General features: G+C 68.8%; 26 protein-coding genes. 11 read left to right on the forward strand and 15 right to left on the reverse strand.

Features of this window, described 5'->3' with window-relative positions; translation table 11 throughout:
* The first annotated feature begins 168 nt into the window (after positions 1–168).
* Positions 169–807, forward strand: coding sequence for an HD domain-containing protein (locus tag OHS16_RS02205; RefSeq protein WP_328535425.1), 639 nt, complete (start codon positions 169–171; stop codon positions 805–807).
* A gap of 7 nt (positions 808–814) precedes the next feature.
* On the opposite strand, the gene OHS16_RS02210 is transcribed toward OHS16_RS02205, so the two are convergent.
* Complete coding sequence (locus OHS16_RS02210; RefSeq protein WP_328535426.1) at positions 815–1,279, reverse strand: Clp protease N-terminal domain-containing protein; 465 nt, start codon at positions 1,277–1,279, stop codon at positions 815–817.
* A 7-nt stretch (positions 1,280–1,286) separates the two neighbouring features.
* A complete protein-coding gene (locus OHS16_RS02215; RefSeq protein ID WP_328535427.1) occupies positions 1,287–1,490 on the reverse strand; it encodes a helix-turn-helix domain-containing protein in 204 nt (67 codons plus the stop codon).
* Between the two features lie 220 nt (positions 1,491–1,710).
* Here OHS16_RS02215 and OHS16_RS02220 point away from each other — a divergent pair, with 220 nt between their 5' ends.
* Entirely contained in the window at positions 1,711–2,109 is a 399-nt protein-coding gene (locus OHS16_RS02220) for an ACT domain-containing protein (protein WP_328535428.1), read from the forward strand.
* A 58-nt stretch (positions 2,110–2,167) separates the two neighbouring features.
* Here OHS16_RS02220 and OHS16_RS02225 read toward each other — a convergent pair whose 3' ends face one another.
* The 4 genes from OHS16_RS02225 to OHS16_RS02240 form a co-directional block, all read right to left on the reverse strand.
* Positions 2,168–3,016 carry a hypothetical protein gene (locus OHS16_RS02225; protein ID WP_328535429.1) on the reverse strand — a complete coding sequence of 283 codons (849 nt, stop codon included), beginning with the start codon at positions 3,014–3,016 and terminating at the stop codon, positions 2,168–2,170.
* On the reverse strand, positions 3,016–4,293 hold the full coding sequence (locus OHS16_RS02230) for a VWA domain-containing protein (protein WP_328535430.1): 1,278 nt from the start codon (positions 4,291–4,293) through the stop codon (positions 3,016–3,018). The genes OHS16_RS02225 and OHS16_RS02230 overlap by 1 nt, the downstream gene beginning before the upstream one ends.
* A gap of 78 nt (positions 4,294–4,371) precedes the next feature.
* Positions 4,372–5,190 carry a methyltransferase domain-containing protein gene (locus tag OHS16_RS02235; protein WP_328535431.1) on the reverse strand — a complete coding sequence of 273 codons (819 nt, stop codon included), beginning with the start codon at positions 5,188–5,190 and terminating at the stop codon, positions 4,372–4,374.
* Between the two features lie 201 nt (positions 5,191–5,391).
* On the reverse strand, positions 5,392–6,882 hold the full coding sequence (locus OHS16_RS02240) for a UDP-N-acetylmuramoyl-L-alanyl-D-glutamate--2,6-diaminopimelate ligase (protein WP_328535432.1): 1,491 nt from the start codon (positions 6,880–6,882) through the stop codon (positions 5,392–5,394).
* A gap of 480 nt (positions 6,883–7,362) precedes the next feature.
* Here OHS16_RS02240 and OHS16_RS02245 point away from each other — a divergent pair, with 480 nt between their 5' ends.
* Entirely contained in the window at positions 7,363–8,724 is a 1,362-nt protein-coding gene (locus OHS16_RS02245; RefSeq protein ID WP_328535433.1) for an NAD(P)/FAD-dependent oxidoreductase, read from the forward strand.
* Between the two features lie 4 nt (positions 8,725–8,728).
* Here the strand turns inward: OHS16_RS02245 and ligD are convergent, their stop codons facing one another.
* Complete coding sequence (ligD, locus tag OHS16_RS02250) at positions 8,729–9,745, reverse strand: non-homologous end-joining DNA ligase (protein ID WP_328535434.1); 1,017 nt, start codon at positions 9,743–9,745, stop codon at positions 8,729–8,731.
* A 74-nt stretch (positions 9,746–9,819) separates the two neighbouring features.
* On the opposite strand from ligD, the gene OHS16_RS02255 reads away from it, so the two are divergent.
* Together OHS16_RS02255 and OHS16_RS02260 are read left to right on the forward strand one after the other, a co-directional pair.
* The gene (locus OHS16_RS02255) at positions 9,820–10,893 is read left to right on the forward strand and encodes an ATP-dependent DNA ligase (RefSeq protein ID WP_328535435.1); all 1,074 of its coding nucleotides are present in this window, start codon (positions 9,820–9,822) and stop codon (positions 10,891–10,893) included.
* A 278-nt stretch (positions 10,894–11,171) separates the two neighbouring features.
* Entirely contained in the window at positions 11,172–12,062 is an 891-nt protein-coding gene (locus tag OHS16_RS02260; protein WP_328535436.1) for a D-alanyl-D-alanine carboxypeptidase family protein, read from the forward strand.
* Between the two features lie 132 nt (positions 12,063–12,194).
* Here the strand turns inward: OHS16_RS02260 and OHS16_RS02265 are convergent, their stop codons facing one another.
* Together OHS16_RS02265 and OHS16_RS02270 are read right to left on the reverse strand one after the other, a co-directional pair.
* The gene (locus OHS16_RS02265; RefSeq protein ID WP_328535437.1) at positions 12,195–13,019 is read right to left on the reverse strand and encodes an aldo/keto reductase; all 825 of its coding nucleotides are present in this window, start codon (positions 13,017–13,019) and stop codon (positions 12,195–12,197) included.
* A gap of 85 nt (positions 13,020–13,104) precedes the next feature.
* Complete coding sequence (locus tag OHS16_RS02270; RefSeq protein ID WP_328535438.1) at positions 13,105–14,322, reverse strand: MFS transporter; 1,218 nt, start codon at positions 14,320–14,322, stop codon at positions 13,105–13,107.
* Between the two features lie 156 nt (positions 14,323–14,478).
* Between OHS16_RS02270 and OHS16_RS02275 the strand changes: the two genes are divergently transcribed.
* The 3 genes from OHS16_RS02275 to OHS16_RS02285 all read left to right on the forward strand — a co-directional run bounded on the left by OHS16_RS02275 (position 14,479) and on the right by OHS16_RS02285 (position 17,523).
* On the forward strand, positions 14,479–14,943 hold the full coding sequence (locus tag OHS16_RS02275) for a MarR family winged helix-turn-helix transcriptional regulator (protein ID WP_328535439.1): 465 nt from the start codon (positions 14,479–14,481) through the stop codon (positions 14,941–14,943).
* 472 nt (positions 14,944–15,415) lie between these two features.
* Positions 15,416–15,619 carry a cold-shock protein gene (locus OHS16_RS02280; RefSeq protein ID WP_030072012.1) on the forward strand — a complete coding sequence of 68 codons (204 nt, stop codon included), beginning with the start codon at positions 15,416–15,418 and terminating at the stop codon, positions 15,617–15,619.
* 362 nt (positions 15,620–15,981) lie between these two features.
* Entirely contained in the window at positions 15,982–17,523 is a 1,542-nt protein-coding gene (locus OHS16_RS02285; RefSeq protein WP_328535440.1) for a DEAD/DEAH box helicase, read from the forward strand.
* Positions 17,524–17,863: 340 nt separating this feature from the next.
* Here OHS16_RS02285 and OHS16_RS02290 read toward each other — a convergent pair whose 3' ends face one another.
* Positions 17,864–18,745: a glycoside hydrolase family 19 protein gene (locus OHS16_RS02290; RefSeq protein ID WP_328535441.1), complete on the reverse strand. Its 882-nt coding sequence runs from the start codon at positions 18,743–18,745 to the stop codon at positions 17,864–17,866.
* 203 nt (positions 18,746–18,948) lie between these two features.
* Between OHS16_RS02290 and OHS16_RS02295 the strand changes: the two genes are divergently transcribed.
* The gene (locus OHS16_RS02295; RefSeq protein WP_328535442.1) at positions 18,949–19,710 is read left to right on the forward strand and encodes an MgtC/SapB family protein; all 762 of its coding nucleotides are present in this window, start codon (positions 18,949–18,951) and stop codon (positions 19,708–19,710) included.
* Positions 19,711–19,852: 142 nt separating this feature from the next.
* On the opposite strand, the gene OHS16_RS02300 is transcribed toward OHS16_RS02295, so the two are convergent.
* From OHS16_RS02300 to OHS16_RS02310, 3 genes are all read right to left on the reverse strand, one after another.
* Entirely contained in the window at positions 19,853–20,047 is a 195-nt protein-coding gene (locus tag OHS16_RS02300) for an antitoxin (RefSeq protein WP_328535443.1), read from the reverse strand.
* Positions 20,048–20,086: 39 nt separating this feature from the next.
* Positions 20,087–20,737, reverse strand: a complete 651-nt coding sequence (locus tag OHS16_RS02305) for a DUF6629 family protein (RefSeq protein ID WP_328535444.1) — start codon at positions 20,735–20,737, stop codon at positions 20,087–20,089.
* 87 nt (positions 20,738–20,824) lie between these two features.
* A complete protein-coding gene (locus tag OHS16_RS02310) occupies positions 20,825–21,538 on the reverse strand; it encodes a YoaK family protein (RefSeq protein ID WP_328535445.1) in 714 nt (237 codons plus the stop codon).
* Positions 21,539–21,841: 303 nt separating this feature from the next.
* Between OHS16_RS02310 and OHS16_RS02315 the strand changes: the two genes are divergently transcribed.
* Together OHS16_RS02315 and OHS16_RS02320 are read left to right on the forward strand one after the other, a co-directional pair.
* On the forward strand, positions 21,842–22,819 hold the full coding sequence (locus OHS16_RS02315; RefSeq protein WP_328535446.1) for a PRC and DUF2382 domain-containing protein: 978 nt from the start codon (positions 21,842–21,844) through the stop codon (positions 22,817–22,819).
* 172 nt (positions 22,820–22,991) lie between these two features.
* A complete protein-coding gene (locus OHS16_RS02320; protein WP_328535447.1) occupies positions 22,992–23,426 on the forward strand; it encodes an SRPBCC family protein in 435 nt (144 codons plus the stop codon).
* 160 nt (positions 23,427–23,586) lie between these two features.
* Here the strand turns inward: OHS16_RS02320 and OHS16_RS02325 are convergent, their stop codons facing one another.
* Both OHS16_RS02325 and asnB read right to left on the reverse strand, forming a co-directional pair.
* Positions 23,587–24,126, reverse strand: coding sequence for an ATP-binding protein (locus OHS16_RS02325; protein WP_328535448.1), 540 nt, complete (start codon positions 24,124–24,126; stop codon positions 23,587–23,589).
* A 226-nt stretch (positions 24,127–24,352) separates the two neighbouring features.
* Complete coding sequence (gene asnB / locus OHS16_RS02330) at positions 24,353–26,194, reverse strand: asparagine synthase (glutamine-hydrolyzing) (protein ID WP_328535449.1); 1,842 nt, start codon at positions 26,192–26,194, stop codon at positions 24,353–24,355.
* Between the last annotated feature and the right edge of the window lie 426 nt (positions 26,195–26,620).

The raw sequence follows: 26,620 nt of genomic DNA on the forward strand, positions 1-26,620 counted from the left end.
CACTCCGGCCGTGGCCATGTGCACGGGCACGAGTAGGGCCACAGGTGCAGGCACAGGCATGAGTACCGCCACGGGCACTCGCACGGGCACGAGTACGGCCACGGCCACGTTCACAGGCACCGACAACCACACCGACACCGCAGAACACAACGACCGACGGAGAGCGCGATGACCGAGACGATCGCGGGGATCACGATCCCCGGGACGGCGCTGGCTCAGGAGGCCACCGAACTGGTACGGGCGGCCACCAGCCCCCTGCTCTTCGACCACTCCCGCCGGGTATTTCTCTTCGGATCGCTCAAGGGCCGGCACCGGGGCCTGGACCCCGATCCCGAACTCCTCTACGTGGGAGCGATGTTCCACGACCTGGGTCTGACCGAACGTTACCGGCGCACCGACCAGCGGTTCGAAGTCGACGGCGCCGACCTCGCCCGGGACTTCCTGCTGGCGCACGGCCGCAGTGAGGCGGAGGCACGCGCCGTGTGGTTGTCCATCGCGCTGCACACGACTCCCGGCATCGCCGAGCACCTGGAACCAGAGATCGCCCTGGTCACCGCGGGTGTGGAAACCGACGTTATCGGCCTGGACCTCGATGAGATCACGACCGAGCAGATCGGAGCGGTGACGGACGCGCATCACCGGCCGGACTTCAAGCGGCGCATCCTGCGGGCGTTCACCGAGGGGATGAAGGACCGTCCCGACACCACGTTCGGGACCATGAACGACGACGTGCTCGCCCACTTCGTACCCGGATTCGCCCGGCAGGACTTCGTCGACATCATTCTGAACTCCGCCTGGCCGGAATGACGCGTCGTCACCCCTTCCGGATCCGACCGCGTACCGCGGTCCTGTCGATTCCCAGTTGTCCCATCAGCTCCGCAGCGGGGTCCGGCTGCTCGCAGTCGAGAAGCGCGAGCAGCAGGTGCTCGGGACCGATGCGGCGGCTGCCGTCCCTGCGTACCTCGCCAACGGCGCGCGGAAGGACCGCGCGGGCCCCCGAGGTGAGAGGGGTGCGCTTGCGCGAAACCGGGACCGGCGGACGCTCGACACCCTCGACATCGACGCCGATCGCGGCCAGCGCGGACCGGTCGAGAGTGTCGAGGGCGGTGCGGGCGGTATCGAGGTCGACGCCGAGGGTCCGTACCGCGGACGAGTCAGGATCGTGGAGCACACCCAGCAGGAGGTGCTCGGTGCCGATGCGGCGATCGCCGCGCAGCCGCGCCTCGTCCAGAGCCGCCGCGACCACAGCGCGGGCACCTGCCGCGAATTGTTCGAACATCGCTGTCTCACTTCCCGTGTTTGGTGTGTGCGGATTGCCGTGACACGCCGAGCGCGTCCCCGATCTGCTCCCAGGACCAGCCCTGTTCCCGGGCGCGCGCCACCGATGCCGCCTCGACCTGCTCGGCCAGCCGGTGCAGGGCGCCCACCGCCCGTAGCCCCACGGCGGGGTCGTGCGACCTGAGACGTTCCGAGATATCTCGCGTTTCCATGAATGTCAGTCTGGGTTGACACGCACCTCGTGTCAACCCAGGCTGACAGCAAGAAAGGGGCCGTCACCGGACGCCCCCGGGCGGGAGGAGATCCGCGATGACCCATGACGTCGTGATCGTCGGTGGCCCCAACGGGTCCTGCGCGAAGCTCTGAGCGCCTGGTTCGGTCCCGGAACCGACGGGAAGGACCGGCGGCCCCCGCAAGCGTAATCTGCTGGTCATGAGCGGCGAGAGAGAGCTACGGACACTGCTGAGCGGCATGCGCCCCGAACTGAACGACGGGCGCTACGTGTTCGCCACCCTGACCGGTGATGTCCCTCCGGGGGTCACACCCGTGGTGACGGTGTCTGAGCCGGAGGGCCTCACCCTCGTCCTCACACAGCAGGAAGCCGACGCGGCCGGACTGGGTTACGGGTATGTGGCGGGCTGGATCACACTGCGCGTGCACTCCGCGCTCGATGCGGTCGGCCTCACCGCGGCGGTCGCCCGGGAGCTCGCCGCGTCGGACATGAGCTGCAATGTGGTCGCCGGGTTCCATCACGACCATCTGTTCGTCCCCCACGCCCGCGCGGCCGAGGCGGTCGGGCTGCTGCGCGATCTCGGACTCCGGTCCCGCTGACCGCCGGCGTGCGCGTCCGCCCCGTCCGGATCCTTCCGGCCGGACGGGGCGGAGGGAGTCAGACCCGTCCGGCGGGCGCTCCGCGGGAAGGGCGGCCGGGCCCGCGGGTCAGCGCATACCCGGCAATGCCGGCGAGAGCCCCCAGGACCCCTCCGCCCGCGGTCCAGATCCAGCGGTCGGACCACCAGCCTGACGACCAGCCGTCCTCGGGTTCGACGGCGGTGGCGGCCGCAGGCTGAGACGTGGAGGAATCCGCGGCCTGTGACACTCCGGCGGCAGCGGCCGGCGCGAGCGGTGCGGCAAGCCTGCCGCCGACATCGTGGGAACCGCCGCTGTCCTCCGCGGCGGCCTGCACCTCCGTCTGCACCGGCAGCCCCAGATCCTGCTGCGGCAGGTCCAGGACGGTCAGCCTGATGTAGTAACTCCCGGGCAGTGGGTCGTTGGCCCACGGTTCTGCCCAGGACCGCACGGCCCGCAGGTGACAGGTCATGGTGACCGATGTGGCGTCAGGTGCGGCGACCCGGGTCTGGCTGCCGTACCGGCAGGCCTGCCGGCGGCGCAGTCCGTCGTAGATGTCGAGCTGCCAGGTGGCGGCGCCGTGCCGGGTGGCGCTTTCGGGGAGTTTCACCGTCGCGTCGACCGTGACGTTCTGACCGGCGTCGGCCGGGAAGACCCAGTACAGGTAGTCGCCGGTGGAGGCGCTCGCCGTGGCGCGCTGTCCCTGTGCGACGGCTGTCGCCGTACGGAAGTCGGTGCCCGCCTCGGTCGGGGCACCGGCGTCGTCACCGCCGTCCGCCGACCGCGGCGAAGACGCGGACGGCGAAGGCGTGCCCGCCACGGCTGTGCCTGCCGAGGCGAAGAGGGCGAGGCCGGCCAGCAGCGCCGGCAGTATCCGGGTGGTACGCATCAGTTGGTCCTCCAGACCGTGAGGCGCCAGCGTGAGATCCAGCCCCACAGCAGGCCCGCGAGGAGCCCGGTGAGCGTCAGAACGCCGAGCAGCCACCAGCCGCGGCCGAGTCCGAAGGCGGCGACGTCGGAGGCCTGGTCGGGTGCGTCCACGAGCGCGATGTCGAGTTCGACAGGAAGGCCGGGTTCGGTCTTGACCGCCGGTGGCGCGGAGAAGGAGTTGCTGAGCTGGAGGCAGACCGTCTCGGCGGGTGCCGATGAGCCGTCCGCGTCATCGGAGCCGGCCGGCGGTTTGGGGTAGCGCAGGCCCGTGGAAATCGCGTCGGTACGACCGGTGCCCGTCTCCTGGCCCCGGACGATCTCCCTGCCGTGCTGGGTCATGGCCTGCAGCAGGACTCCGTAGTCGCCGTTGACCACCCGATCGGCAGCCACGCTCACCGAAGCACGCAGCTCCTGACCCGGCCGGACATCCACGCGGTACCAGCGGTGCTGGGCGAACCGCTGCCGGTCGCTGTAGAGGCCCGGCTTCAGCTGGGGGGCCTGTGCGCAGCTGCCGGCCCCCTCGGTCGCGACAGGCGTGGCGACCGGCGCGGCCGCGCGGTCCACCAGCTGGGTGACGCGTCCCGAGAGTTCGTTCGTGTGCCGCACCGAGGTGTAGGTACCGCCGGTGGCCGCCGCGATACAGGTCAACTGCTTACGGGTCCTGGTGTCGGGCACAAGCCCGAGTGTGTCGACCACGAGATGGAGACCCTGGGCGGCGATGTCGCGGGCCACCTCACAGGGGTCCAGCGGGGCACAGGTGTCCTCGCCGTCCGAGATGAGCACGATCCGGCGGGTCGCCGTCCCGCCCTTGAGATCGCGGGCCGCGGCCTGCAGAGCGGGGCCGATCGGGGTCCAGCCGGTGGGGGCGAGGGTGGCAACGGCGGTCTTGGCCTCGGTGCGGTCCAGGTCACCGACGGGGTAGAGCTGCCGGGTGTCCTTGCACCCGGTCTTCCTGTCGTTGCCCGGATAGTCGGCGCCCAGCGTGCGTATGCCCAGTTCCACATGCTCGGGCACCGAATCCAGGACTTCGTTGAACGCCTGCTTCGCCGCGGTCATCCGGGAGCCACCGTCGATGTCCCGCGTCCGCATCGAGCCGCTCACATCGAGCACCAGCTCGACCTTGGGTGCCGGCTTCGCGGACGGTTCTCCGGCCACGGCAGCAGAGGGGAAGGTTCCGGCGGCCAGGGCCGCCAGGAGCAGACACGCCCCGGCAGCCGACCGTTTTCTCATGATCATCACCGGATGGTACGGACTCCCCGGCGGAACTCCAAAACGGTTCCTGAGGAGGGGAGTTCGGAAGCAGCCGGGCGAGGGTCAGCGGGGCTTGCGGGCGATGACTCCGAACATGGTCACCGACATGTGCAGCCCGCCCCGCTCGGCCGCCGCGGTGAGATCCGCGTACAGCCGGTCCCGCTGCTGCTCCGTGATCAGCGCACTCTGTACGGCCTTCTCACCGAGCATACGGACGAGGGGCCAGGTGACCTTGCCCGGGTCCTGGATGAGCGCCTGGGAGCCGAGATCGTCGATCTCCAGTCCCGCCGCGGCGAGTTGGCCCACGAGTTTCCGTCCGGCGTGCGGGTTGGCGGCCGCGGAGAGCGCACCGCCGGTCAGTACGGCCACCACTTCCGGTTCGCCCGGATAAAGGATCGTCGTCGCCCAGTCGGTGTCCAGCAGCGCGACCCGCCCGCCCGGCCGCAGCACCCTGGCGATCTCCTCCGCCGCCCTGTCCGACTCGGCAAGATGCTGGAACACCCGCTCGCACCAGACCACATCGATGTCGGCGTCATCGACCGGCAGGGCGAGGGCGTCACCGCCGACGAACCGGGCCACGCTGCCCGCGTCGGCCGCGCGTTGCCGGGCGGTTTCCCGCAGTCCCGGATTGGGCTCCACACCTACCGCGTAGCCGCTCGATGTCACAGCCGCCGCGAGCGCCCGGATCTCCGAACCGGTTCCCGAGCCGATGTCCAGTGCCCGTTCACCGGGCTGCGCGGCCAGCCCCTGGTGCCCCCAGTCACGAAGTCGCCGCACGCCCGCGCTTGCCGCCTGGGTATCCAGTGCTTCGATCAGCCGGTCGGTGTGCGAGGCGTCCATGTTGTCCGAATGGAAAGCCGAGGTCGGCCGTGATTCCCCCATGCCGCCACTGTAGGGGCCGGAGGCAGTCGTGCCCGCCGGTCACGGAGACATCGGCATGTCGTCCCCCACGGAAGGGGCGGGCGGCCGGAGTCCGGCGGGAGCGACGCTTGCATCGGGAGGACGACGCAGGCGAGCGGCGCCCGCCAGAAGCGGTCCTGCGCTTTCCCGCCCGCAGGGTCGGCGGTTCAACAGCGCCTTCCGCTACCCCTGCTGGGCTGCGAGCTCCCGCACAGTGGCCATGTCGCTGAACGGGATCAGCTGTTCGCCGACGATCTGATAAGGCTCGCTGCCCTTTCCGGCGACCAGCACAATGTCCCCGGGGCCCGCAGCCGACAGCGCGAAGGCGATTGCCCCGCGGCGGTCGGTGATCCGCTCGAAGCGGGTGCCGACGGCGGTAAGCCCCGGCGTGATCTCATCCATGATCTTCTCGGGATTCTCGTTCCGTGGGTTGTCGGAGGTGAGGACACAGAGGTCGGAGTGGGTTCCGGCGATCTCGCCCATGCGCGCTCGTTTGGTGGTGTCGCGGTCTCCTCCACAGCCGAAGACGGTGATGACGCGCCCTTCGGCGAAGTCCCGGACGGCGGAAAGCACCTTGTCCAGCGAATCGGGTGAATGGGCGTAGTCCACGATCACAGCGGCCCCCTGAGGTGTCTCGAAGCGCTCCAGGCGCCCGGGAACCGGGGGCATTCGGTCGAGCGCGGCGACCAGTCCTGCCAGGTCATGACCCAGCAGATGACAGGCGGCCACGGCTGCCAGCGCGTTGGCCACCGAGAACCGCCCGGGGACAGGAATCGCCGCAGGGTACTTACGTCCCGCGTGATGGAGCGTGAAGCGCGTACCGAATGCGTCCATATCGAGATCCGTGGCGCGGTAGTCGGCATCGGCATCCAGGGCGTACGTGCTGACAGCGCCCGGCATCATCGACGGGATGGCGGCTCCGACCGGGTCATCGGCATTGACCACCGCACTGCGGCAGAGCCCGTCGAACAACCGGAGTTTGGCGTCCCGGTAGTGCTCCATGGTGCCGTGGTCGTCCAAGTGGTCCTGGGTGAGATTGGTGAAGATACCCACGTCGATGAAGGCGTGGTCCACCCGGTGGTGGAGCAGTCCCATCGATGTGGCCTCGAGAACCACCGTGCCCACCCCGTGGTCGCGCATATGGCCCAGCAGATACTGGAAGTCCGGAGACTCGGGCGTCGTGAGTACCGAACGCGGCATCGGGATCAACTCGTCACCGATCCGACTGCCGGCAGTCCCGATCACCCCTGCCCGGACACCTTCGGCGATCCGCAGCAAGGACTCCACCATGGAGGAGACAGATGTCTTCCCGTTGGTGCCGGTGACCGCCACCATGTCCATGGTCCGGCCGGGCTCGCCGTAGTAGCGGGAGGTGACGACCGCGGCGGCCGCCCTGGTGTCCGCCACCCTCACGACGCACGCGTCCGCAGCCGTGGTCCGCACCTCGGCCGGCAGACAGGGCGACGCGCCGTCGACGAGCACCGCCACGGCTCCCTTGGCCAGCGCGGATCCGACAGCCTCAGGCCCCCCTTCGCGGTGGCCGGGCACAGCGATGAACAGCGAACCCGGCGAGACACGGTGAGCGTCGAAACAGGCCCCTGCGGTGATCCTCGTCCCAGGGTCGCCGAACAGAACCTCGTGGTCGTACCCGGCCAGCAACTCGCTCAACTTCACGGGGGTCCTCTCGGGGGATGCGGCGGCCGGCCCGCGCGCCGGCGCCTGAAGCTGCGCCGGAGCCGGACCAGAGGCTGCGGAATGATGTGACGCGGGGACGCCAGGGGGCGTCACCACAAGAGCGGCGACGGAAAAAACCCCTTGCGGACAATGGGGCCGGACGAAGAGTCCGGACGGAGACCGCGGAGAACCGGCTAGCCGTGACCGTGCAGCGCACGGCAGCGCGCCCTGGGGGCGGCAGGGCCCTGCGTCCGAGGGGCCTGTCGCAGGCGCTCCCTCATCGCATCCGTGTCACCCATGTGTGGAGTGTACTTCCGATGGACAGGCCTGATTTCCGCCCGGAACGCCACCACACCGGGCTCCTCCGACATGCTCAGCAGGCGAACTCACGATCGGCCCGCGAAGATGGGCTGTGCCAGGCAGCGGTTAGTGGGCAGGCGGGTGGGGACGACCGTGCAGACCTGAGAAGGGACGAACACCGTGGGACGACCCAGGATTCTCGTAGTGGGCGCCGGCTTCGCCGGAGTGGAGTGCGTGCGGCGACTGGAGCGCAAGCTCTCTGTGGGCGAAGCAGAGATCACGCTGGTCGCGCCCTTCTCCTACCAGCTCTACCTGCCGTTGCTCCCCCAGGTGGCGTCGGGCGTGCTCACTCCGCAGTCGGTCGCCGTATCGCTGCGCCGCAGCCAGAAGCACCGCACGAGGATCATCCCGGGTGGTGCCATCGGGGTGGACACCAAGGCGAAGGTCTGTGTCATCCGCAAGGTCACCGGGGAGATCGTCAATGAGCGGTACGACTACATCGTGCTGTCTCCCGGCAGCATCACCCGTACCTTCGACATCCCTGGGCTCATCGACAACGCCCGCGGCATGAAGACGCTGGCGGAAGCCGCTTACGTCCGGGACCACGTGATCGAGCAACTGGATCTCGCCGACGCGAGTCAGGACGAGAACGAGCGGATCTCCCGTCTGCAGTTCGTGGTGGTCGGCGGCGGATACGCGGGCACCGAGACCGCGGCGTGCCTGCAGCGGCTCACCACCAACGCCGTCAAGCACTATCCGCACATCGACCCGAAACTGATCAAGTGGCATCTCATCGACATCGCCCCGAAGCTGATGCCCGAGCTGGGTGACAAGCTGGGCCTCAGCGCGCTGAACATCCTCCGGGCGCGCGGGATCGAGGTGTCCCTGGGCGTGTCGATCGCCGAGGCCGGTCCCGACAAGGTCACGTTCACCGATGGCAGGGTGCTGCCGTGCCGCACCCTGATCTGGACGGCGGGTGTGGCGGCGAGTCCGCTGATCGCGACCCTCGGCGCGGAGACGGTACGCGGCCGCCTCGCGGTGACAGCGGAAATGACTCTGCCGGGTCATGACGGTGTCTTCGCGCTGGGCGACGCCGCGGCGGTCCCCGACCTGGCCAAGGGGGACGGAGCCGTCTGCCCGCCCACCGCGCAGCACTCGATGCGCCAGGGCCGGAAGATCGCCGACAACATCATGGCCCTGCTGCGCCACCGGCCGCTGCAGCCCTACGTGCACAAGGACCTGGGGCTGGTCGTCGACCTCGGTGGCAAGGACGCGGTGTCCAAGCCGCTGGGCATCGAACTGAGGGGACTCCCGGCACAGGCGGTGGCACGCGGCTACCACTGGTCGGCGCTGCGGACGAACGTCGCCAAGACCCGGGTGCTGACCAACTGGATGATCAACGCGATCGCCGGGGACGACTTCGTACGCACCGGTTTCCAGGCGCAGAAGCGCGCCACGCTGCGCGACTTCGAGTACACGGACTCCTACCTGACGCCGGAGCAGGTCCGTGCACACACCGCGTCAATGGTGGCGGGCGACTGACACCTCATGCCTCGTCGTGCCTGGCGCGGCTCGGCTGGACCCGCTTGGGCTCGCCCGGCATCTTCGGATATTCGGGCGGATACGGCAGATCGCCGAGGCCACGGTCCCGCTCGTCGCGGTCCGCGAGCTCGAGAAGCGCATCCAGACGGAACGACTCGTCCTCCATGTCCGCGTGCACATCGCCCAGTTCGGCGAAGCGCCCGGGCATGGAGGCGATATCGAAGTCGCCGGGTACCGCGGAGTCCAGCTCGTCCCAGCGCAGCGGGGCCGAGACCTGGGCCCGCGGGTGGGGGCGGACCGAGTAGGCGGAGGCGATCGTGCGGTCGCGGGCCGTCTGGTTGAAGTCGACGAAGATCCGTTCGCCCCGTTCCTCCTTCCACCACGCCGTGGTCACCCGGTCCGGCATGCGCCGCTCCAGTTCACGGCCGCAGGCAATGACGGCACGCCGCACCTCCACGAAGGTCCACTGCGGCTCGACGGGAACGAAGACGTGCAGTCCTCGTCCCCCCGAAGTCTTGGGCCAGCCACGCAGGCCACCGTGGTCGGCCAGAACGGCTCGTAGCTCATGGGCGGCGCGCACAGCATCGGAGAAGTCGGTGCCCGGCTGAGGGTCGAGATCGATGCGCAGTTCGTCGGGGTGGTCCGGCTGCGTGCGCCGTACGGGCCAGGGGTGGAAGGTGAAGGTGGCGAACTGCGCCGCCCACAGCACGGCGGCGGGCTCGGTGGGGCAGATCTCGTCCGCTGTGCGGCCGCTGGGAAAGGTGACGGTCCCGGTGGGGATCCAGTCGGGGAGGTTCTTCGGGGCGCGCTTCTGGTAGAAGGACTCGCCGGCCAGCCCTTCCGGATAACGCTGGAGAGTGGTGGGCCTGTCCCGCAGCGCACGGGTGATGCCCGCGCCGACGGTGATGTAGTACCGGGCGAGATCGAGCTTGGTGAAGCCCCGCTCCGGAAAGTAGATCTTGTCGGGGCTGGACAGGCGTACGGTCCGCTCCCCCACTTCGAGCTCCACTGCTGCACCCATGCGCGTCACGGTAGGCGCAGCACCCGGAATGCGCATATCGGGCGTCACGTCCTGTGCGGCCGCAGAATCGAGCTATGGAACTGCCGGTCATGCCTCCCGTGAAGCCGATGCTCGCCAAGTCCGCGAAGAAGATCCCACCCGGTATGCAGTACGAGGGGAAGTGGGACGGTTTCCGCGCGATCGTTTTCAGGGACGGACCGGAGATCGAGCTGGGCAGCCGTACGGGAAAGTCGCTGACCAGGTACTTCCCCGAACTGGCCGAGGGGTTGTTGCGGAATCTGCCGCCACGATGCGTGCTGGACGGCGAGATCGTGATCGCGCGCGAGGGGCGGCTGAACTTCGATGCGCTCACCGAACGGATCCATCCCGCCGAGTCCCGGGTGAAGATGTTGGCCGCACAGTCCCCGGCGTCCTTCATGGCCTTCGATCTGCTGGCGCTGGGCGACGAGTCCCTGCTGGCGACCGTTCAGGCCGACCGGCGGACCCGGCTCACAGAGGCTTTGGAGGCCGCTGAGGCGCCGGTGTACGTCGCTCCGGCCACCACCGACCCGGACCTGGCCGCCGAATGGTTCCGGACGTTCGAGGGCGCGGGACTCGACGGTGTGGTCGCCAAACCGCTGGACCTTCCCTACCGGCCGAACGAGCGGCTGATGTACAAGATCAAGCACGAGCGGACGGCGGATGTGGTGGTCGCGGGCTACCGCATTCACAAGAGCGGACCCGTGGTGGGTTCGCTGCTGCTCGGCCTGTACGACTCAGCGGGCGTCCTGCAGCATGTCGGCGTCTGCGCGGCCTTCTCGATGAAGCGCCGTGAGGAGCTCGTGACGGAGCTCGAACCGCTGCGGATGGAACAGCCGGAGGACCACCCGTGGGCTGCATGGGCCGAGGAGGCGGCGCACGAGTCGGCCCGGCTCCCCGGGGCACCGAGCCGCTGGACCGGCAAGAAGGATCTGTCATGGATCCCGCTGCGCCCCGAACGGGTACTGGAGGTCGCTTACGACCACCTGGAGAACGGCGTACGGTTCCGGCACACCACTCAGTGGCGCCGGTGGCGGCCCGACCGCGCTCCCGGCAGCTGCACCTACGCCCAACTGGAGGAGCCGGCCGGACACGCTCTGCCGGACATCCTCTCGGGCGGCACATCCTGACCCGCGGGCCCGGCGCGTACCACCCCACCGGACGTCGGCGCGCAGAGGTGACATCGGCCGTGTGACCGGCCGGGCACCCTGCGGGAACGGAACACCCGGATGGGCTCAGATGTCCGAAGGCCGGGGCCGTGACGACATGACCCGGGTGAAAGGCGCGACGCTCCGGAGCTCTCCGGAAAAAGATCGCAAAGCTGCACATCCATCGCCCCCTCCCACGCGTCTCACAGGAAGCGACACTCTCATGTGGCCGCACCATAGGGGCATTTGGAGCATTCAACTTGATCACCGGCATTAGAGGCATTCGTCGCGTATCCACGGTCGTCATCACCGGGGGGGCAGTCCTGGCAGCCGGGGCGTTCGCAGCCCCGGCCGAGGCCGCCACGCTCAAGACACCCACGATCGTCGCCAAGGGCGGCTTCGTGATGAACAACGGCACCGGGAAGACCCTCTTCACCAAGGCCGCAGACACCCGTCGTTCCACCGGCTCCACCACCAAGGTCATGACGATCCGGGTGGTGCTGGCCCAGAAGAATCTCAATCTGGATTCCAAGGTCACGATCCAGAAGGCCTACAGCGATTACATCGTCTCGAAGAACGCATCGTCGGCCCATCTGATCGTCGGGGACAAAGTCACCGTCCGTCAGCTTCTCTACGGTCTGATGCTTCCGTCGGGCTGCGACGCCGCATACGCGCTCGCGGACAAGTTCGGCAGCGGATCCACTCGGGCAGCCCGGGTGAAGTCGTTCATCGGCAAGATGAACTCCACCGCCAAGAGCCTCGGCCTGACGAACACGCATTTCGACTCGTTCGACGGCATCGGCAGCGGCGCGAACTACTCGACACCGCGCGACCTGACCAAGCTCGCCAGCAACTCGCTGAAGTACTCGATGTTCCGCACGGTCGTGAAGACGAAGTCGACCAAGCAGAAGGTCACGACGAAGAGCGGTGGCTACCGCTACATGTCGTGGACCAACACGAACACGCTGCTGGGCAGCTATTCGGGGACCATCGGAGTCAAGACCGGCTCGGGTCCGGAGGCCAAGTACTGCCTGGTCTTCGCCGCCACCCGTGGCAGCAAGACGGTCATCGGCACGGTTCTGGCCTCCACATCGGTGGCCAACCGCACCGCCGACGCGAAGAAGCTCCTGGACTACGGCTTCAAGAAGTAAGCAGTAAGCCCGGGTGACACTGTCGGCCCCGCTCGTGACCGGACGGTCCTGGGCGGGGCCGACGGCATGCGCGCCGGGCTCTCGGCCCGTTCCCCGGCCGGGGAACGGGCCGAGCCCGGCATGGTGACACGGTCAGTTGAGCGCGTCGGGGTCGGGCCCGGTGCGCATGCCTCGGTCCAGCGCGTCGATCGTCTCCATGTCCTGGACGGTCAGACCGAAGCCGAAGACATCGAAGTTCTCCCGGATCCGGGCGGGTGTAACCGACTTGGGGATGACGATATTGCCGAGCTGAAGGTGCCAGCGAAGCACCACCTGGGCGGGAGACCTTCCGTGCCGCGCGGCGATCTCCGTGAGGGCCGGCTCATCGAGCAGCGCGCCCTGGGCCAGCGGACTCCAGGCCTCGGTGGCGATCCGGTGCTCCGCGTGGAAGGACCGCAGTCCGGCCTGGGCCAGGCCCGGGTGGAGCTCGATCTGATTGACCACCGGCACGATGCCGGAGTGGTCGAGCAGCCGCTGCAGATGGGCCTGCTGGAAGTTGGACACGCCGATCGCACGGGTGCGTCCGTCGGCGAGCAGCTTCTCCAGAGCACGCCAGCTGTCGAGGTAGCGGTCGCGGGCCGGGGTGGGCCAGTGGATGAGATACAGGTCGACGTGATCGAGACCCAGCTTGTCGAGGCTGGCGTCGAAGGCCGTCAGGGTCGAGTCGTACCCCTGGTCCGTGTTCCACAGTTTGGTCGTGACGAACAGTTCGTCACGGGGCAGGCCGGACGCGGACAGTGCGCGTGCGACGCCGGCCTCGTTGCCGTAGACGGCAGCGGTGTCGATGCTGCGATAGCCGCTCTCCAGGGCGCTGGACACCGCGGCAGCGGTCTCGCCATCGGGCACCTGGAAGACGCCGAAGCCCAGCTGCGGAATGGTGACGCCGTTGTTGAGGGTGATGTCGGGGACGGGGCTCATGGTGTCCTTCTGTCTGTTCTCGAGTGCTGTCTGCTGCGGTGCGCGGTCCCGCACGCGTGTGGCGTCGGACCGTGCGGTGCGCCGGTCAGTGGTGGACGGCCTCGGGCTGCCGCTCGGCCTGGTTGTCCGCGAGCGCCGCTCGAGGCGCGGCACTTCGGGTGGAGCGGCGCTCAAGGGCGCTGGAGAGTACGGCCAGCAGCAGCGCGGATGCGGCCAGTGCCGAGCCCACCCAGTTCGGGGCGGTGTAGCCGAAGCCGGCGGCGATGACGATCCCGCCGAGCCATGCGGACAGGGCGTTGCCCAGGTTGAAGGCGCCGATGTTCACGGCCGACGCCAGGGTCGGGGCGCCGGACGCCTGGTCGAGGACGCGCTTCTGCAGGGGCGGGACGGTGGCGAATCCCAGGCCGCCGATCAGGAAGATCGTGACGGCGGCGGTGACCTCGTTGTGCGCGGTCACCGTGAAGAGGGCCAGGACCACGGCCAGCGCGCCGAGCGCGGAGCAGAGCATGGGCATCAGCGCCCGGTCGGCGAACCTCCCGCCGGTCAGATTGCCCGCAACCATTCCGAGGCCGAAGATCACGAGCAGCCAGGTCACCGAGGAGTCCGCGAAGCCGGCGACACCCGTCATCATCGGCGCGATGTAGGTGATCGCGGCGAAGACTCCGCCGAATCCGAGCACAGTCATCGCCATGGCGAGCAACACCTGCACGTTACGGAAGGCGGCCAGTTCGTGTCGCAGACGTACGCCGCCGGGCCTGGGCATGTCCGGCACCAGCTTGGCGATGCCCAGCAGACCGAGCAGGCCGAGGGCGGCGACCACGAAGAAGGTGACCCGCCATCCGGCGCTCTGGCCGACGAAGGTGCCGAGCGGCACGCCCACGACGTTCGCGACGGTCAGACCCGTGAACATCATGGCAATGGCGCCGGCCTTCTTCTCAGGGGCCACCACATCTGCGGCGACCACCGAACCGATACCGAAGAACGCACCATGGGCGAGCGCGGCGATCACCCGCCCCGTCAGCATCAGGCCGAACGTGGGTGCCAGCGCGGAGACGAGGTTGCCCGCGATGAACAATCCCATCAGGAGCATCAGCATCCGCTTCCGGGGGACCTTGGTACCCAGCACTGTCATGAGCGGAGCACCGGCGACGACTCCGAGCGCGTATCCGGTCACCAGGAAGCCGGCAGTGGGCACCGAGACACCGAAGTCGGATGCGACATCGGGGAGCAACCCCATGATCACGAATTCGGTGGTCCCGATCCCGAAGGCCCCTATGGCGAGGGCCAGGAGCGCGAGAGGCATGAGACATGCACCTTCCAAGATTGATGCGCTAGCGCCTTACTGGCGAACACAATAATTGCAGACGCTGGTTAATTGCAAGCGCGGTATAGTGGTACGCGCACCACACGACGGCGCCCCGGCCCATCCGCACGCCGGGCGTCACCGCAGGAGGCACTGATGACCGCAACGGACCCGGCACTGACCGCCCTCGCCCAGAGCTGGTGCGCGCTCTCCCTGCTGCACGGGCGGATCGAGGCACACATCGAACGCAGGCTGCAGGCGGACCACGGGCTGAGCGTGCGCGAGTACTCGTTGCTTGACGTGCTCAGCCGCCAGCACGACGGGGTGGGCGGCCATCTCCAGATGAAGCAGGTGGCGGACGCGGTGGTTCTCAGTCAGTCCGCGACAACCCGCCTCGTCACGCGGATGGAGGACCGCGGCCTGCTCGCCCGTTACCTCTGCCCCACCGACCGGCGCGGCATCTACACCAATGTCACCGACTCCGGCCTGGAACTTCTCGAGCACGCCCGCCCCACCAACAACGCGGCGCTGCGTGCCGCACTCGACGAGGCGTCCGTGAATCCGGAACTCGCCCCTCTGGTCAGGGCCGTCGAGGCGGTGGAGACCACCGCCGCGGGCTGAGACCCATGGAAGCACCGCGCGGAGCACCGGCACCGGCCCTGCGACCCCTGCCGTCGCCGCCGCCCCTTCGTCCGAACGGTGACGTACGCGACACGACCGATGTGACAGCACCCGGACCGGGCCGCAGGACCGGCCGGATGAGCCGCCTCGCACCGTGCTCGCCGAAACACCCGACGGGCGGGCTTGAATATCTATTTCTGCTGGTACAGAAATAGACCTGGGAAGCAACCAGGATCTGCGACATGGCGGTGTCAGCGGATATGCCCGCCGTGCCCCGCGGTCCGCAGCGTGCTACTGTCGTTACCAGTTGCAGTTGTGGTTCCCAAAGACTTCAAGTGCTCTCGTCGGCTTTCTGTGCTGATGAGCGCACTTTTGTATTTCCGGGGTATTCCGGACGGGGTAATCATCGCAGTGATGTGAGGATCGCACAGTGCGGTTCTCCGGGCTCTATTGCCCTGAAGGAGAGTTTGACATGGCTACTGGCACCGTGAAGTGGTTCAACGCGGAAAAGGGTTTCGGCTTCATCGAGCAGGAGGGTGGCGGCGCTGACGTCTTCGCCCACTACTCGAACATCGCCGCGCAGGGCTTCCGCGAGCTCCAGGAAGGCCAGAAGGTGACCTTCGACGTCACGCAGGGCCAGAAGGGCCCGCAGGCGGAGAACATCGTCCCCGCCTGACGCATGACACGCAGCTGGGGCCCGCACCTTGGGGTGCGGGCCCCAGCTCGTCGTTGTTCCCGGCCCCCTCCGGTCGCCTCCGAGGTCACGAGGCCCGCCCGGGACCGGAAGTGCTGACTGTTCCGTCCGAATCAGGTCGCACCGCTCCACACGTACGGACGCACTCCGTCCGAACACCTTGAGCCGGCATTTCATCCGCCTTAGCACGGAAGATGCCGGCCATTTCAATGTTTCCGGCTCGGCGCCTCACTGAATCGCCCGGCCAGGACTGCTTGTTTTCTTCGGCTCGTTCTTGCGATTCTTCGGCCATTGTTTCTCTGCCGAGAATTCCTCGATACGTGCCACATCGAGGGAGGATCCGCATGGACCGCACAGCTCGCACGAACGACCGTTATTCACGCACCCGTACCGGCTCGGGCGCCGGACGCGGCGGCTATCGCTCGCAGGGGCAGAACCGCTCGGGCGCACCCGCCCGTTCCGGTGGCCCCAGCCGCTCCGGCGGCCGAGGCCGCCGGCCATCGGCACCGCAGGGCGAGTTCGCCCTGCCTGTCACCCTCACTCCGGGACTGCCGGCGGCCGCGACCTTCGCCGAGATGGCCATGCCTGCCGAGCTGCTGAAGACGCTCACCGCGCTGGGCGTCAGCCAGCCGTTCCCGATCCAGTCGGCCACGCTGCCGAACTCGCTGGCAGGCCGCGACGTGCTGGGCCGCGGGCGTACCGGATCGGGCAAGACCCTCGCCTTCGGCCTGGCGATGCTCGCCCGCACCTCCGGGCAGCGCGCGCAGCCCCGCCAGCCGCTGGCTCTGGTCCTCGTTCCCACCCGGGAGCTGGCCCAGCAGGTCACGGATGCGCTCACCCCGTACGCCCGGTCGCTGAAGCTTCGGCTCGCCACCGTGGTCGGAGGCATGTCGATCGGCAGGCAGGCCAGTGCGCTGCGCGGCGGAGCCGAGATCGTCGTGGCGACGCCCGGCCGCCTCAAGGACCTCATCGAGCGCGGTGACTGCCGCCTCGACCGCGTCGCGATCACGGTGCTGGACGAGGCGGACCAGATGGCCGACATGGGCTTCATGCCCCAGGTCACCGAGCTCCTCGACCAGGTGCGCCCGGACGGCCAGCGGATGCTCTTCTCGGCGACCCTGGACCGTAACGTCGATCTCCTGGTCCGCCGCTATCTGCACGACCCGGTGGTCCACTCGGTCGACCCCTCCGCGGGCGCCGTCACCACGATGGAGCACCACGTCCTGCACATCCACGGGGCCGACAAGTACGCCGCGACCACGGAAATCGCCGCCCGCGACGGGCGGGTGCTGATGTTCCTCGACACCAAGCACGCCGTTGACCAGCTCACCAAGCACCTCCTCAACAGCGGTGTCCGCGCCGCCGCACTGCACGGCGGCAAGTCACAGCCGCAGCGCACCCGGACGCTCGCGCAGTTCAAGACCGGCCATGTCACGGTGCTGGTGGCCACCAATGTCGCGGCCCGTGGCATCCACATCGACAACCTCGACCTGGTGGTCAACGTCGACCCGCCGAGCGACCACAAGGACTATCTGCACCGCGGTGGGCGCACCGCCCGCGCCGGCGAGTCCGGCAGCGTGGTCACTCTCGTGCTGCCCAACCAGCGGCGGGAGATGACCCGTCTGATGGCCGATGCCGGGATCACCCCGCAGGTCGCGCAGGTGCGCTCCGGCGAAGCCGAGCTGAGCCGCATCACCGGTGCCCAGGCCCCCTCCGGTGTGCCGGTCACCATCTCGTCACCGGTCTCCGACCGGCCGAAGGGCGGCTCCTCATCGGCTCGCGGCAGGCGCAGCCGCCCCGCCCAGGCCCGCCGTTCCTCCGGCTCCTCCTCGCGGGGCCGTACGGGCAACCCTCCCCAGCAGTCCTCGTTCAAGAACGTCGCCTGATCCCTGGGCTCCTTCGCGCGTCGCCGCACCTCCCCTTTCCGGGCGGGGCGGCGACGCGCTTTCGTGTTCCCGGCGCCGGCGCCCCGGCTCTCTTCCGTGCGAATCCCTCTCCGCCCCGCGCTCCGAGCGGCACGATGTCCCTCACGGAAACGGGCAGGGGAGGGCGGTGCGGCGGATGCGGCGGGCACCGCGCACCCGGTGATCTGGACCTGCGCTCCCGAGCAGGCGCACCTGCCCTGAGGGCTTCCGCGCCGTCACGGGCGGCACCGGAGAATGCGGCAGGCGGCGGGGAGCGGTTGCCGCTCCACGCCGCCTGGTGTCCCGGACTCCGGGCGACCCGTCAGCAACTCAGGTTGGAACCCGCGGTGGTTCCCAGGATCTGAACGAATCGCTGGTAGTTGTCGATCCTGCTCTGCACCTGCGCCGGGTTGCCTCCGTTGCACTCGATGCTGCCGTTGATGCTGCGGATCGTCTCACCGAATCCGGCGCCGTTGACCATCGCGTTGTGCGGGGTCATCGTGCCGGGGCCGGACTGCGTGTTCCAGTACCAGAGGCCGGTCTTCCAGGCCACGGCCGCATCGGTCTGCACCAGACCCGGGTTGTCGAGCAGGTCGATGCCCAGAGCGTCTCCCGCGGCCTTGTAGTTGAAGTTCCAGCTCAGCTGTATGGGTCCGCGTCCGTAGTAGGCGGACTGGCCCGCCGGGCAGCCGTACGGCTGGGATGCATCGCAGTAGTGAGGATAGTTGGCGGTGTTCTGCTCGACGATGTAGACGAGCCCGCCGGTCTCGTGGCTGACGTTGGCCAGAAAGGCAGCCGCTTCCTGCTTCTTGACCGTGTCGCTGCCGGTGTTCGCGAAGGCGGGGTAGGCGCTCAGTGCCGCGGTGAGCCCGCTGTACGTGTAGAAGGAATTGCGGTTCGGGAACATCTGGTTGAACTGGGCCTCACTCACCACGAAGCCCGAGTCGGCGGGCGGCTCGGTGCCGCCGCCGCACGATCCCTGGTCCGCCCACACATCCGCGGAACCGGGGGTCTCGTTCTGGGTCCACCACTTCGCCGACCAGTTGTGTCCGTTGTACGAGGCAACCAGGCCGCCGGTGTACACGGAGGAGGAGTTCCAGGCAGTGGCGCAGGTGGCCGCCGACGCCGAGGGCATCGGCAGAAACGCGGCAAGGCCGATGGCCGCCGACAGAGCGGTGAGTAGAGCTGCGATACGTCGTGACACGTGATCACTCCTTCGCGCGGCACACCGGCACGACGATGTCCGCTTGTGGGGGTGTAGGCACTCAAGCGCCTATGGTCTGAACCTGTCAAGGTCTAGACCAACACTGATGCACGCGTCAGGCAGGACACCCCGGCGCTGGCCCGGCGCGAAGCCGGCCGAGCCGGGGCTCGCTATGGTCGTCCCACCACGGTTTGGAGGATCTGTTGCACGCTGTCGCCCTGCCTCTGTTCGATCCCGGCGCCGGCCAGGGAGCACGTCAGTTCGCCGAACTGGGCCTGGCTCTCGTGCTGTCCACGTTCATCGGCGCCGAACGCGCGACCAGGCAGAAGAGTGCCGGGCTGCGCACCCACACGCTGGTCGGCGTGGGCAGCGCGCTGTTCATGGTGGTGTCGCAGTACGGCTTCAGCGCCGTTCTGACGCTGCACAACGTCTCCTTCGACCCCTCGCGGCTGGCTGCCCAAGTGGTCTCCGGTATCGGCTTCATCGGCGGCGGTCTCATCTTCGTGCGCAGGGATGCCGTGCGAGGTCTGACCACGGCTGCCACCGTCTGGCTCACCTGTGCCATCGGTATGGCGTGCGGCGGAGGTCTGCCGCTGCTGGCGGTCGGGGCAACTCTGGTGCACTTCGTGGTGGCCCAGGGTTACCCCTGGGCCACACGCCGGATCCCCGCCTTCGCCACATCGGAGCAGACCAGACTGCATCTCGCGTACCGGATCGGCACGAGCGTGCTGACCCGCATTCTGGAGCACACCACCGCCCAGGGCTTCCAGGTGGTGCAGGTCAGGGTCGACCACCCGGCCGGTACGTCACCCCGGGAGACCGAAGCGGGGCATGACGAGGCCGGCACCGTCTTCGTCCAGCTGGACGTCGAGGGCACCGGCAGTGTGCATCAGCTGGTCGCCGAGCTGTCCGAGTTCGACGACGTGCTGAGCATCTCCTCCATCAAGGACGAACTCGCGGACTGATCCGGGACCTGGCATCCGCACGACGGCGCCGGGTGGTGGAGCCCAGCATGGCTGGGCTCCACCACCCGGCGCCGGATCGCCGTACACGACAGTTTCGGACGTGAACAGCGCTCGACCGGGACGGCCGCAGCAGGACGTTCGGTCAGGCGCGGGGCGGGCCGCCCTGGTCACGGTCGGTGCCGAGCCGGTCCTTCAGCTGGTCCTGGCCGGTGTCGACCTGGCCGCTGTACTTGCCCTCGGTCTTCTTGTCGACGGCGTCGCCTGCCTTGTCGACACCCTTACCTGCCTGGTCCTCATGGCCCTTCATCATGTTCTTGAGCTTGTCCATCATGGACATGAGTCATCCTCTCACCGCGATTCCCCCACCCCTCCAGGGTCACCGCACTTCGCCCGGTTCGCATCCGGGCGAAGCTCCGCCCGCCGGGCCCCGGCGGACCCAGATGAGCATCAGCACCGAGGAGGCCGCCGCGAAGGCACACCAGGTGGATGCGAACTCGAGCCGCCACAGCAGCAGACAGACTGCCGCCCCGGCCGCCGTCACAGCGCCCAACAGGCGCAGCAGCGGATCACCCGCGAGAAGCAGCGAGCCGATGGTGGCAACGAGATAGCCGACGATCACCAGCGAGGGATCCGGCAGATGAACGGCGTACCCGACGGTGTGGCCGCGGACTTCGGCCATGACCGGCCTGCGCGCCATGCAGATCGCCAGGGTCGCAGCGGCGGCCAGCCCGGCCGCGGCCGGCAGGACGAGGCGGCGCCGTGCGGACCGCGGGGCGGCGAGGAGCACGCCGAGCGGCACCCACAGGGCGAGCAGCGGCAGAGCGATCACGGCCCAGGCGGTGACGTCCGCGCCGGTACCGCCGCCGGAACGCCAGACGGCCGATTCGACGATCTGGTGGATTCCCAGCAGCAACGGCAGCGCGGCGAGGGGCAGATCCCTGGCCCTGCGAACCCGCACCAGGCAAGCCACCCCGATCGCGGCGATAGCGGAGCCCGCCGCGAGGTCGGCCGTCGCGCTCCAGCACATGACGCCTCCTGGATCCGGAAAAGACCGGCACGGTGCACGCAGCGCGGGGACCAGCCCCCGGATGCGCGCTCCGCGGCGGTGGGCTTCTCATGTCCCGCGTCTGCGCGGTCCCTTCGACATGGCGAGGATCAGCGCGGTGGCCGTGAGAAGGGGCGGGGGCAACGCGGCCCATGCCGGATCCCAGGTATGGAGCGCCGCCGCACCGACCGCGCCCACGACCAGTGCGACGACCCGGGCAGCGGCGACGAGACCGCCGGCCGGACTGATCAGCAGATTGCTCAGGGTGCTGGTGAAGTACGTCGTCGGCGCACCGCCCGGGCCCGCGGCGAGCATCGCTCCGGTCTGCAGCCCCATGGCCACGGCCAGCACGGCGATCAGAGCGCCCCGCTCGGCACCGTCCGGTCTGCCCCCGACGACTGCCCAGACCACGCCGAGAACGGCGAGGACGAACGTCTCGACGGCGAGACAGGCGTACACGCCACCGGTCCACCATCCGCGACCCACGCTCCCGCCGGGCCCGGTCCTGTTTCCATCAGCGCCAAGGTGGTTGACCGGGCGGAGGACCCGGCCGGTGACGACCACCGCCACGGAGAATCCGGCCAGCGCGACCAGGGCGAATCCCGCATCCCCCGGTGACCGGCTCCCGAGGCCGATCGCCAGCAGGACGAGGTTGCCGGTCATGACTCCGGCGAAGACGTGACCCAGCGCGATGAACGCCAGGGCGTCCACCGAACCCGAAGCGGCGGTGAGCAGAACCAGCGCCGTGTCGCGGGAGCGGCCGGCAGAGCTATTTCTGGGCACGATCAGCCTCCACGCCCATGCTCTCCGCTGAACGCGCCGACCACAACGCCGCGATGCCCTGGTTCGGCAAGCAGGCCTCCCCCATCAGCGGGACCAGCCACCCGAATGGCGTATATGGGTCATATCGTCGCAAGATGGATGACCAGGGGGCACTGAGCGCCCTCCTCGCCTCGCGCGGCAGCCGTCCCGTTCCGTCCATGGTTGCCGGGAGGCGGGACAGAGGACCCGATGGAAGGACGCGCGATTCCCCGGGCGGGGGCCAGCCGACCCCTTGCCGGACCACGCACAAGGGAGTGATCACTAATGGCAGCCGACTTCCGCAGCCCCGATGAGTTGACCGGTCTCACGGTCTACGACGTCGCCGGGGACAAGATCGGCGGCGTCGAGCAGATCTACCTCGACGACCAGAGCGGTAAGCCCGAGTGGGCAACCGTCAAGACCGGCCTTTTCGGCAGCAAGGAGACCTTCGTCCCCCTCGAAGGGGCACGGCGCGAGGGCGATGCCCTGCACATTCCGCACGCGAAGGAACTCGTCAAGGGCGCGCCGCGCCTGGACGCCGAACAGCACCTCGACCTCGTGCAGGAACAGGAACTCTACGAGCACTACGGCCTCAGCAGGCCCGGTCAGGCAAGCGGCGCCCCCGGCGTCGGCGGCAACCGTCCGACCATGCCGCTGCACGGCAAGGCAGCGGATACCGCGGGAACCCGGGACGCGAAGAGCGGATCGGCCGACGCCGACATGCGCGACACCGACGGCGCCAAGGACACGTCGGGAGCCGGCATGTACGGCGGGCTTGCCGGTTCCGGCACGACAGCGGGTGCCGTCGGAGCGGACACCGCTTCCGGGACTCGTGGCGCCCAGGGCATGACGGGCCGCATGGGTGACGAGGAAATCGTCCGTTCCGAGGAGCAGCTGCGGGTCGGCACCGAGGAACACGAATCGGGCCGGGCGCACCTGCGCAAGGTCGTCGTCACCGAGAACGTCACCACCACCGTCCCCGTCAGCCACGAAGAGGTCCATCTGGTGCGGGAGCCGATCAAGGACGGCGACCGTAAAGCGGCAGGCCGCACCCGGATCGGCGAGGCCGAGACCGAGGTGATCCTGCACGCCGAACAGGCCGTTGTACGCAAGGAGGCTGTGGCCGTGGAGCGGGTGCACATGGAAACCCAGAAGGTGACCGAGCAGCAGGAGGTCTCTGCCGAGCTCCGCAAGGAGCAGATCGAGTACGACGACGGTCAGAGCAAGCAGATGCGTGACGAGAAGAAGGGCCCCCGCCACTGAGGCGCCGGGCCAGGAGCGTGGCGGCAGAGTCCGCCTCGCGATCGCACGGTCAGCAGCCCGAGGGTGGTGTGTCTTCCGAGTGGAGACGCACCACCTTCGTCCTGCGTGTGTGCCGGTGCCGTCGAACGCCGCGTGCCCGGCCGGGATCACCGGACAGCCATAGGGTCGGCACATGGCGCTCCTGCGTATCGAACGCTCCGTGGCACTGCCCGCGACCGAGGCGTGGCGACGGCTCACCCGATGGGAACAGCACGCCGCGCATGTCCCGCTGACCCGCATCACCGTCACCACACCGGGGCCGACCGATGCGGGGACCAGGTTCGTGGCGCGCACCGGCGCGGGGTTCGCGGGGTTCGACGACCCCATGGAGGTGGTGCGCTGGCAGCCGCCCGTGGAGGGTCACCCGGGACTCTGCCGCCTTGAGAAGCGCGGCAGGATCATTCGGGGATGGGCTGAGATCGAGGTCCGTCCGGTCGGCCCGGGCTGCCAGGTGGTATGGCGTGAGGAGCTGCGGGTCTCCCGGCTGCCCCGGTTCTTCGACGGCCTCACCTCCCGGGTGGGGAACCTGGTGTTCGGCCGGGCCGTGACCGGCCTGCTGCGCGGATGACCGGCGGGCGGCTCCAGGGGGCCCGTCCGGCCGGTGTGCTCTCCCGACCGCGGCACGCAGGCGCACACGTGCCCTGCACAGCTCGGCTTGCCTGCGCAGGGCACGGTGGTATCGGGGCGGGGCCGGCGCCGCAGCTCCGCGAGGAGGCCAGAGACAGCCGTCAGGACCGGCCCGCCTCCGCGAGTCCGGCGAATTGCACGTCATCGGCGGGCCGTTGAAGCAGTCCGGTGTCCGGCTGTTCGGCGGCGCGGGCCGCTGTGGCGACGAACGGGGTGGGGATACGCAGCGATCGCGGGCGGCCGGTGCCGGCCTCGCCGCGAATGGTGAACCAGACGACCTTGCCGTCCGCAGTGGCATGGGTGCCCCAGCTGTCACTGAGGGTTGCCACCATGGGCAGGCCGCGTCCGGTGGTCACGAGGGGGCTGGCACACCGGAGTCTGGGCAGCTGCGGGCTGGTGTCCAGCACCGCGGCGGTCAGGTTCCGGCCCGTCCAGCGCAGTTCCAGTGTGCAGTGCTTGTCCTCACCCGCGTGCCGGTGGACGTTGGTGAGCAGCTCACACACACCCAGACTGACGGGCTGGATCAGCTCTTCGAGCTGCCAGTGGCGAAGGTGCGCTGCGACGATACGCCGGACCTGCGGCACTCTCGCTGGAGTTGCTTCCAAGTCCAGTACGTACTCGCGATGAACTTCAGTGATCACGACTGCGTCTCCTCATCAGGGTGAGCGGCGGCGGGCCGACCTCACCTCGTCTGACATGACAGCCCCGAGGACACCGAAAGTAATCGGGTGAACACACTTTGACTGCTACAAGCGTCCCCCCACCCGGGTGAATTCGCAACGCGCAGCCATCCGAAGGGCCTCACCTGCGCCTTCTCGGACCGAGACCGGTGGGTGGCCCCGCTCGGGCCGCCCACCGGTACCGCGCTCAGGAGAGAGTCAGCTCCGGTTTGTAGAGGTCCAGCCAGAGCGCCAGGTCGAGAGTGCGCTCCAGTCCGCGTCGTGACGCCTGAGTGATCTGGGGCAGTTCGCGGCCCGCCGCTCGGCGCACCCGCGCGCGGTCGACGATGTCGAAGACCCGATGGGACGGGGAGGCGAGCAGTTCCTTGGCATGCCGCTGCAGTGCGACGGCGTACTCGGGGTCCTGGGTGGAGGGATAGGGGCTCTTCACCCGGTCGTACACCGATTTCGGCAGCACGTCCGCCGTGGCCTCCCGCAGCAGGCTCTTCTCCCTGCCGTCGAAGGACTTCAGGGACCACGGGGTGTTGTACACGTACTCGACCAGCCGGTGGTCACAGAACGGCACCCGTACCTCGAGGCCGACGGCCATGCTCGCCCGGTCCTTGCGGTCGAGCAGCACCCGGACGAACCGGGTGAGGTGCAGATGGCATATCTTGCGCATCCGGTACTCGAAGTCACTCTCACCGGTGAGCCGCGCTATGCCGCTGACAGCGCCGGCGTAGCTGTCGCCGATGAAGGACGGGAGGTTCAGGGACTTGCTCAGATCGGGGCGCAGCACATCGGCGTCATCGCCGAAGTGCCGGGCGAAGCGCACCAGCCAGGGAAACATGTCCGCGTTCCTGGCGTCCGCGTCGAAGAACTGCAGATAGCCACCGAAGACCTCGTCGGCGGACTCCCCCGAGAGTGCCACCGTGGACTGCTCCCGGATGGCGCGGAAGAGCAGATAGAGCGATGCGTCCATGTCACCGAACCCCATGGGCATATCACGAGCGGTGATCATATGCGCTCGCACCGCGGGATCGGCCAGGGCCTGCGAGTCGAGCACGATGTCCTGGTGGTCCGTGCCGGATGCCCGCGCCACGTCGTGCACGAAGGGCGTGTCGGGGGTGGTGCGCAGTTCGTCTGCGACGAAGTTCTCCGTCTGACCCACGAAGTCGACGGCGAAACTGCGGACCGCCTCGCCCGACCCGGCCAGTTGGCGGGCGGCCAGTGCCGTCATGGCGGAGGAGTCGAGGCCACCGGAGAGCAGAATGCAGCGCGGTACGTCGGAGACGAGTTGCCGCTCGACGATGTCCTCGAGAAGTTCGCGCACCCTGGCGATCGAGGTTTCCCGGTCGTCCAGGTGCGCGCGGGTCTCGAGTGACCAGTACACATGCCGGCGAAGTCCGCCGTGGTCGAGGGTCACGACGGTGCCGGGCTCGATCTCGTGCATGCCGTCCCAGAACGCGTGGCCGGGAGTCTTCACGAAGGCGAAGAGTTCCCGCAGGCCGTCCAGGCCGACCCGGGCGCGGGCGAGCGGGTTGGCGAGGATGGCCTTGGGCTCGGAGCCGAACAGCACGCCGTCCGGGGTCGGGTAGTAGTAGAAGGGCTTGATGCCCATACGGTCGCGGATCATCACCAGTTTCCGGTGGCGGCCGTCCCAGACGGCGAACGCGTACATGCCGTTGAGCCGTTCGGCGACGCCCGCGCCCCATTCCAGGTATCCGTGCAGCACGACCTCCGTGTCCGATTCGGTCGTGAAGCGATGCCCACGTCCGGCCAGCTCGCGGCGCAGCTCGGTGAAGTTGTACGTCTCTCCCGAGTAGACGATGGCGACCGTGCCCTGTGGCGTCTCGACGGTCATCGGCTGCCGGCCACCGGGCAGATCGATGATGGCGAGCCGGCGGTGGCCGAGTCCCACCGGGCCGCTGATCCAGGTGCCGCGGTCGTCGGGGCCACGGCAGGACATCGTCTCGGTCATTGCATCCAGAGTCGCGGACTCATCACGTACATCACGGTCGTAGGCGACCCAGCCGGTGATGCCACACATGTATCTCCTCCTGCTTCCGATCGCGTACCGGGGGCGCCGGAACTCCGCAGAATTCCGCGGACGCACGGGGAACGACGCGCCGGTCGGATCAGTTGTAATCAGCACCTATGTAACGAGCGTGAGTCACACAGCTGCACGCAGTCAACGCGGCCCGTGCGCCGCTCACCGCTCTCACGCCGGGGTTTCGGCCGTCCGGAACAGGCCGCGCCGGCCGGTCCGCAGGCCGATCCCGTGGCGCACACGGCCGTCGCTCCTGCCGGAGGACGGCGAAGCGGCGTGATCAGGCCATGGATAAAATGTTGCTCAATCCCGAGGAGGCCGGAGCCCGGCCCGCACTCCTGCGCACGGTTCCCCAGCGACATCGGCGGGCCGGTCGAAACGGGCCTGCTCTCCGGTCATGCCGCTCGTCCCGCACTGCGGGTCCGG

The sequence above is a fragment of the Streptomyces sp. NBC_00344 genome, assembly GCF_036088315.1.
Lineage (GTDB): Bacteria > Actinomycetota > Actinomycetes > Streptomycetales > Streptomycetaceae > Streptomyces.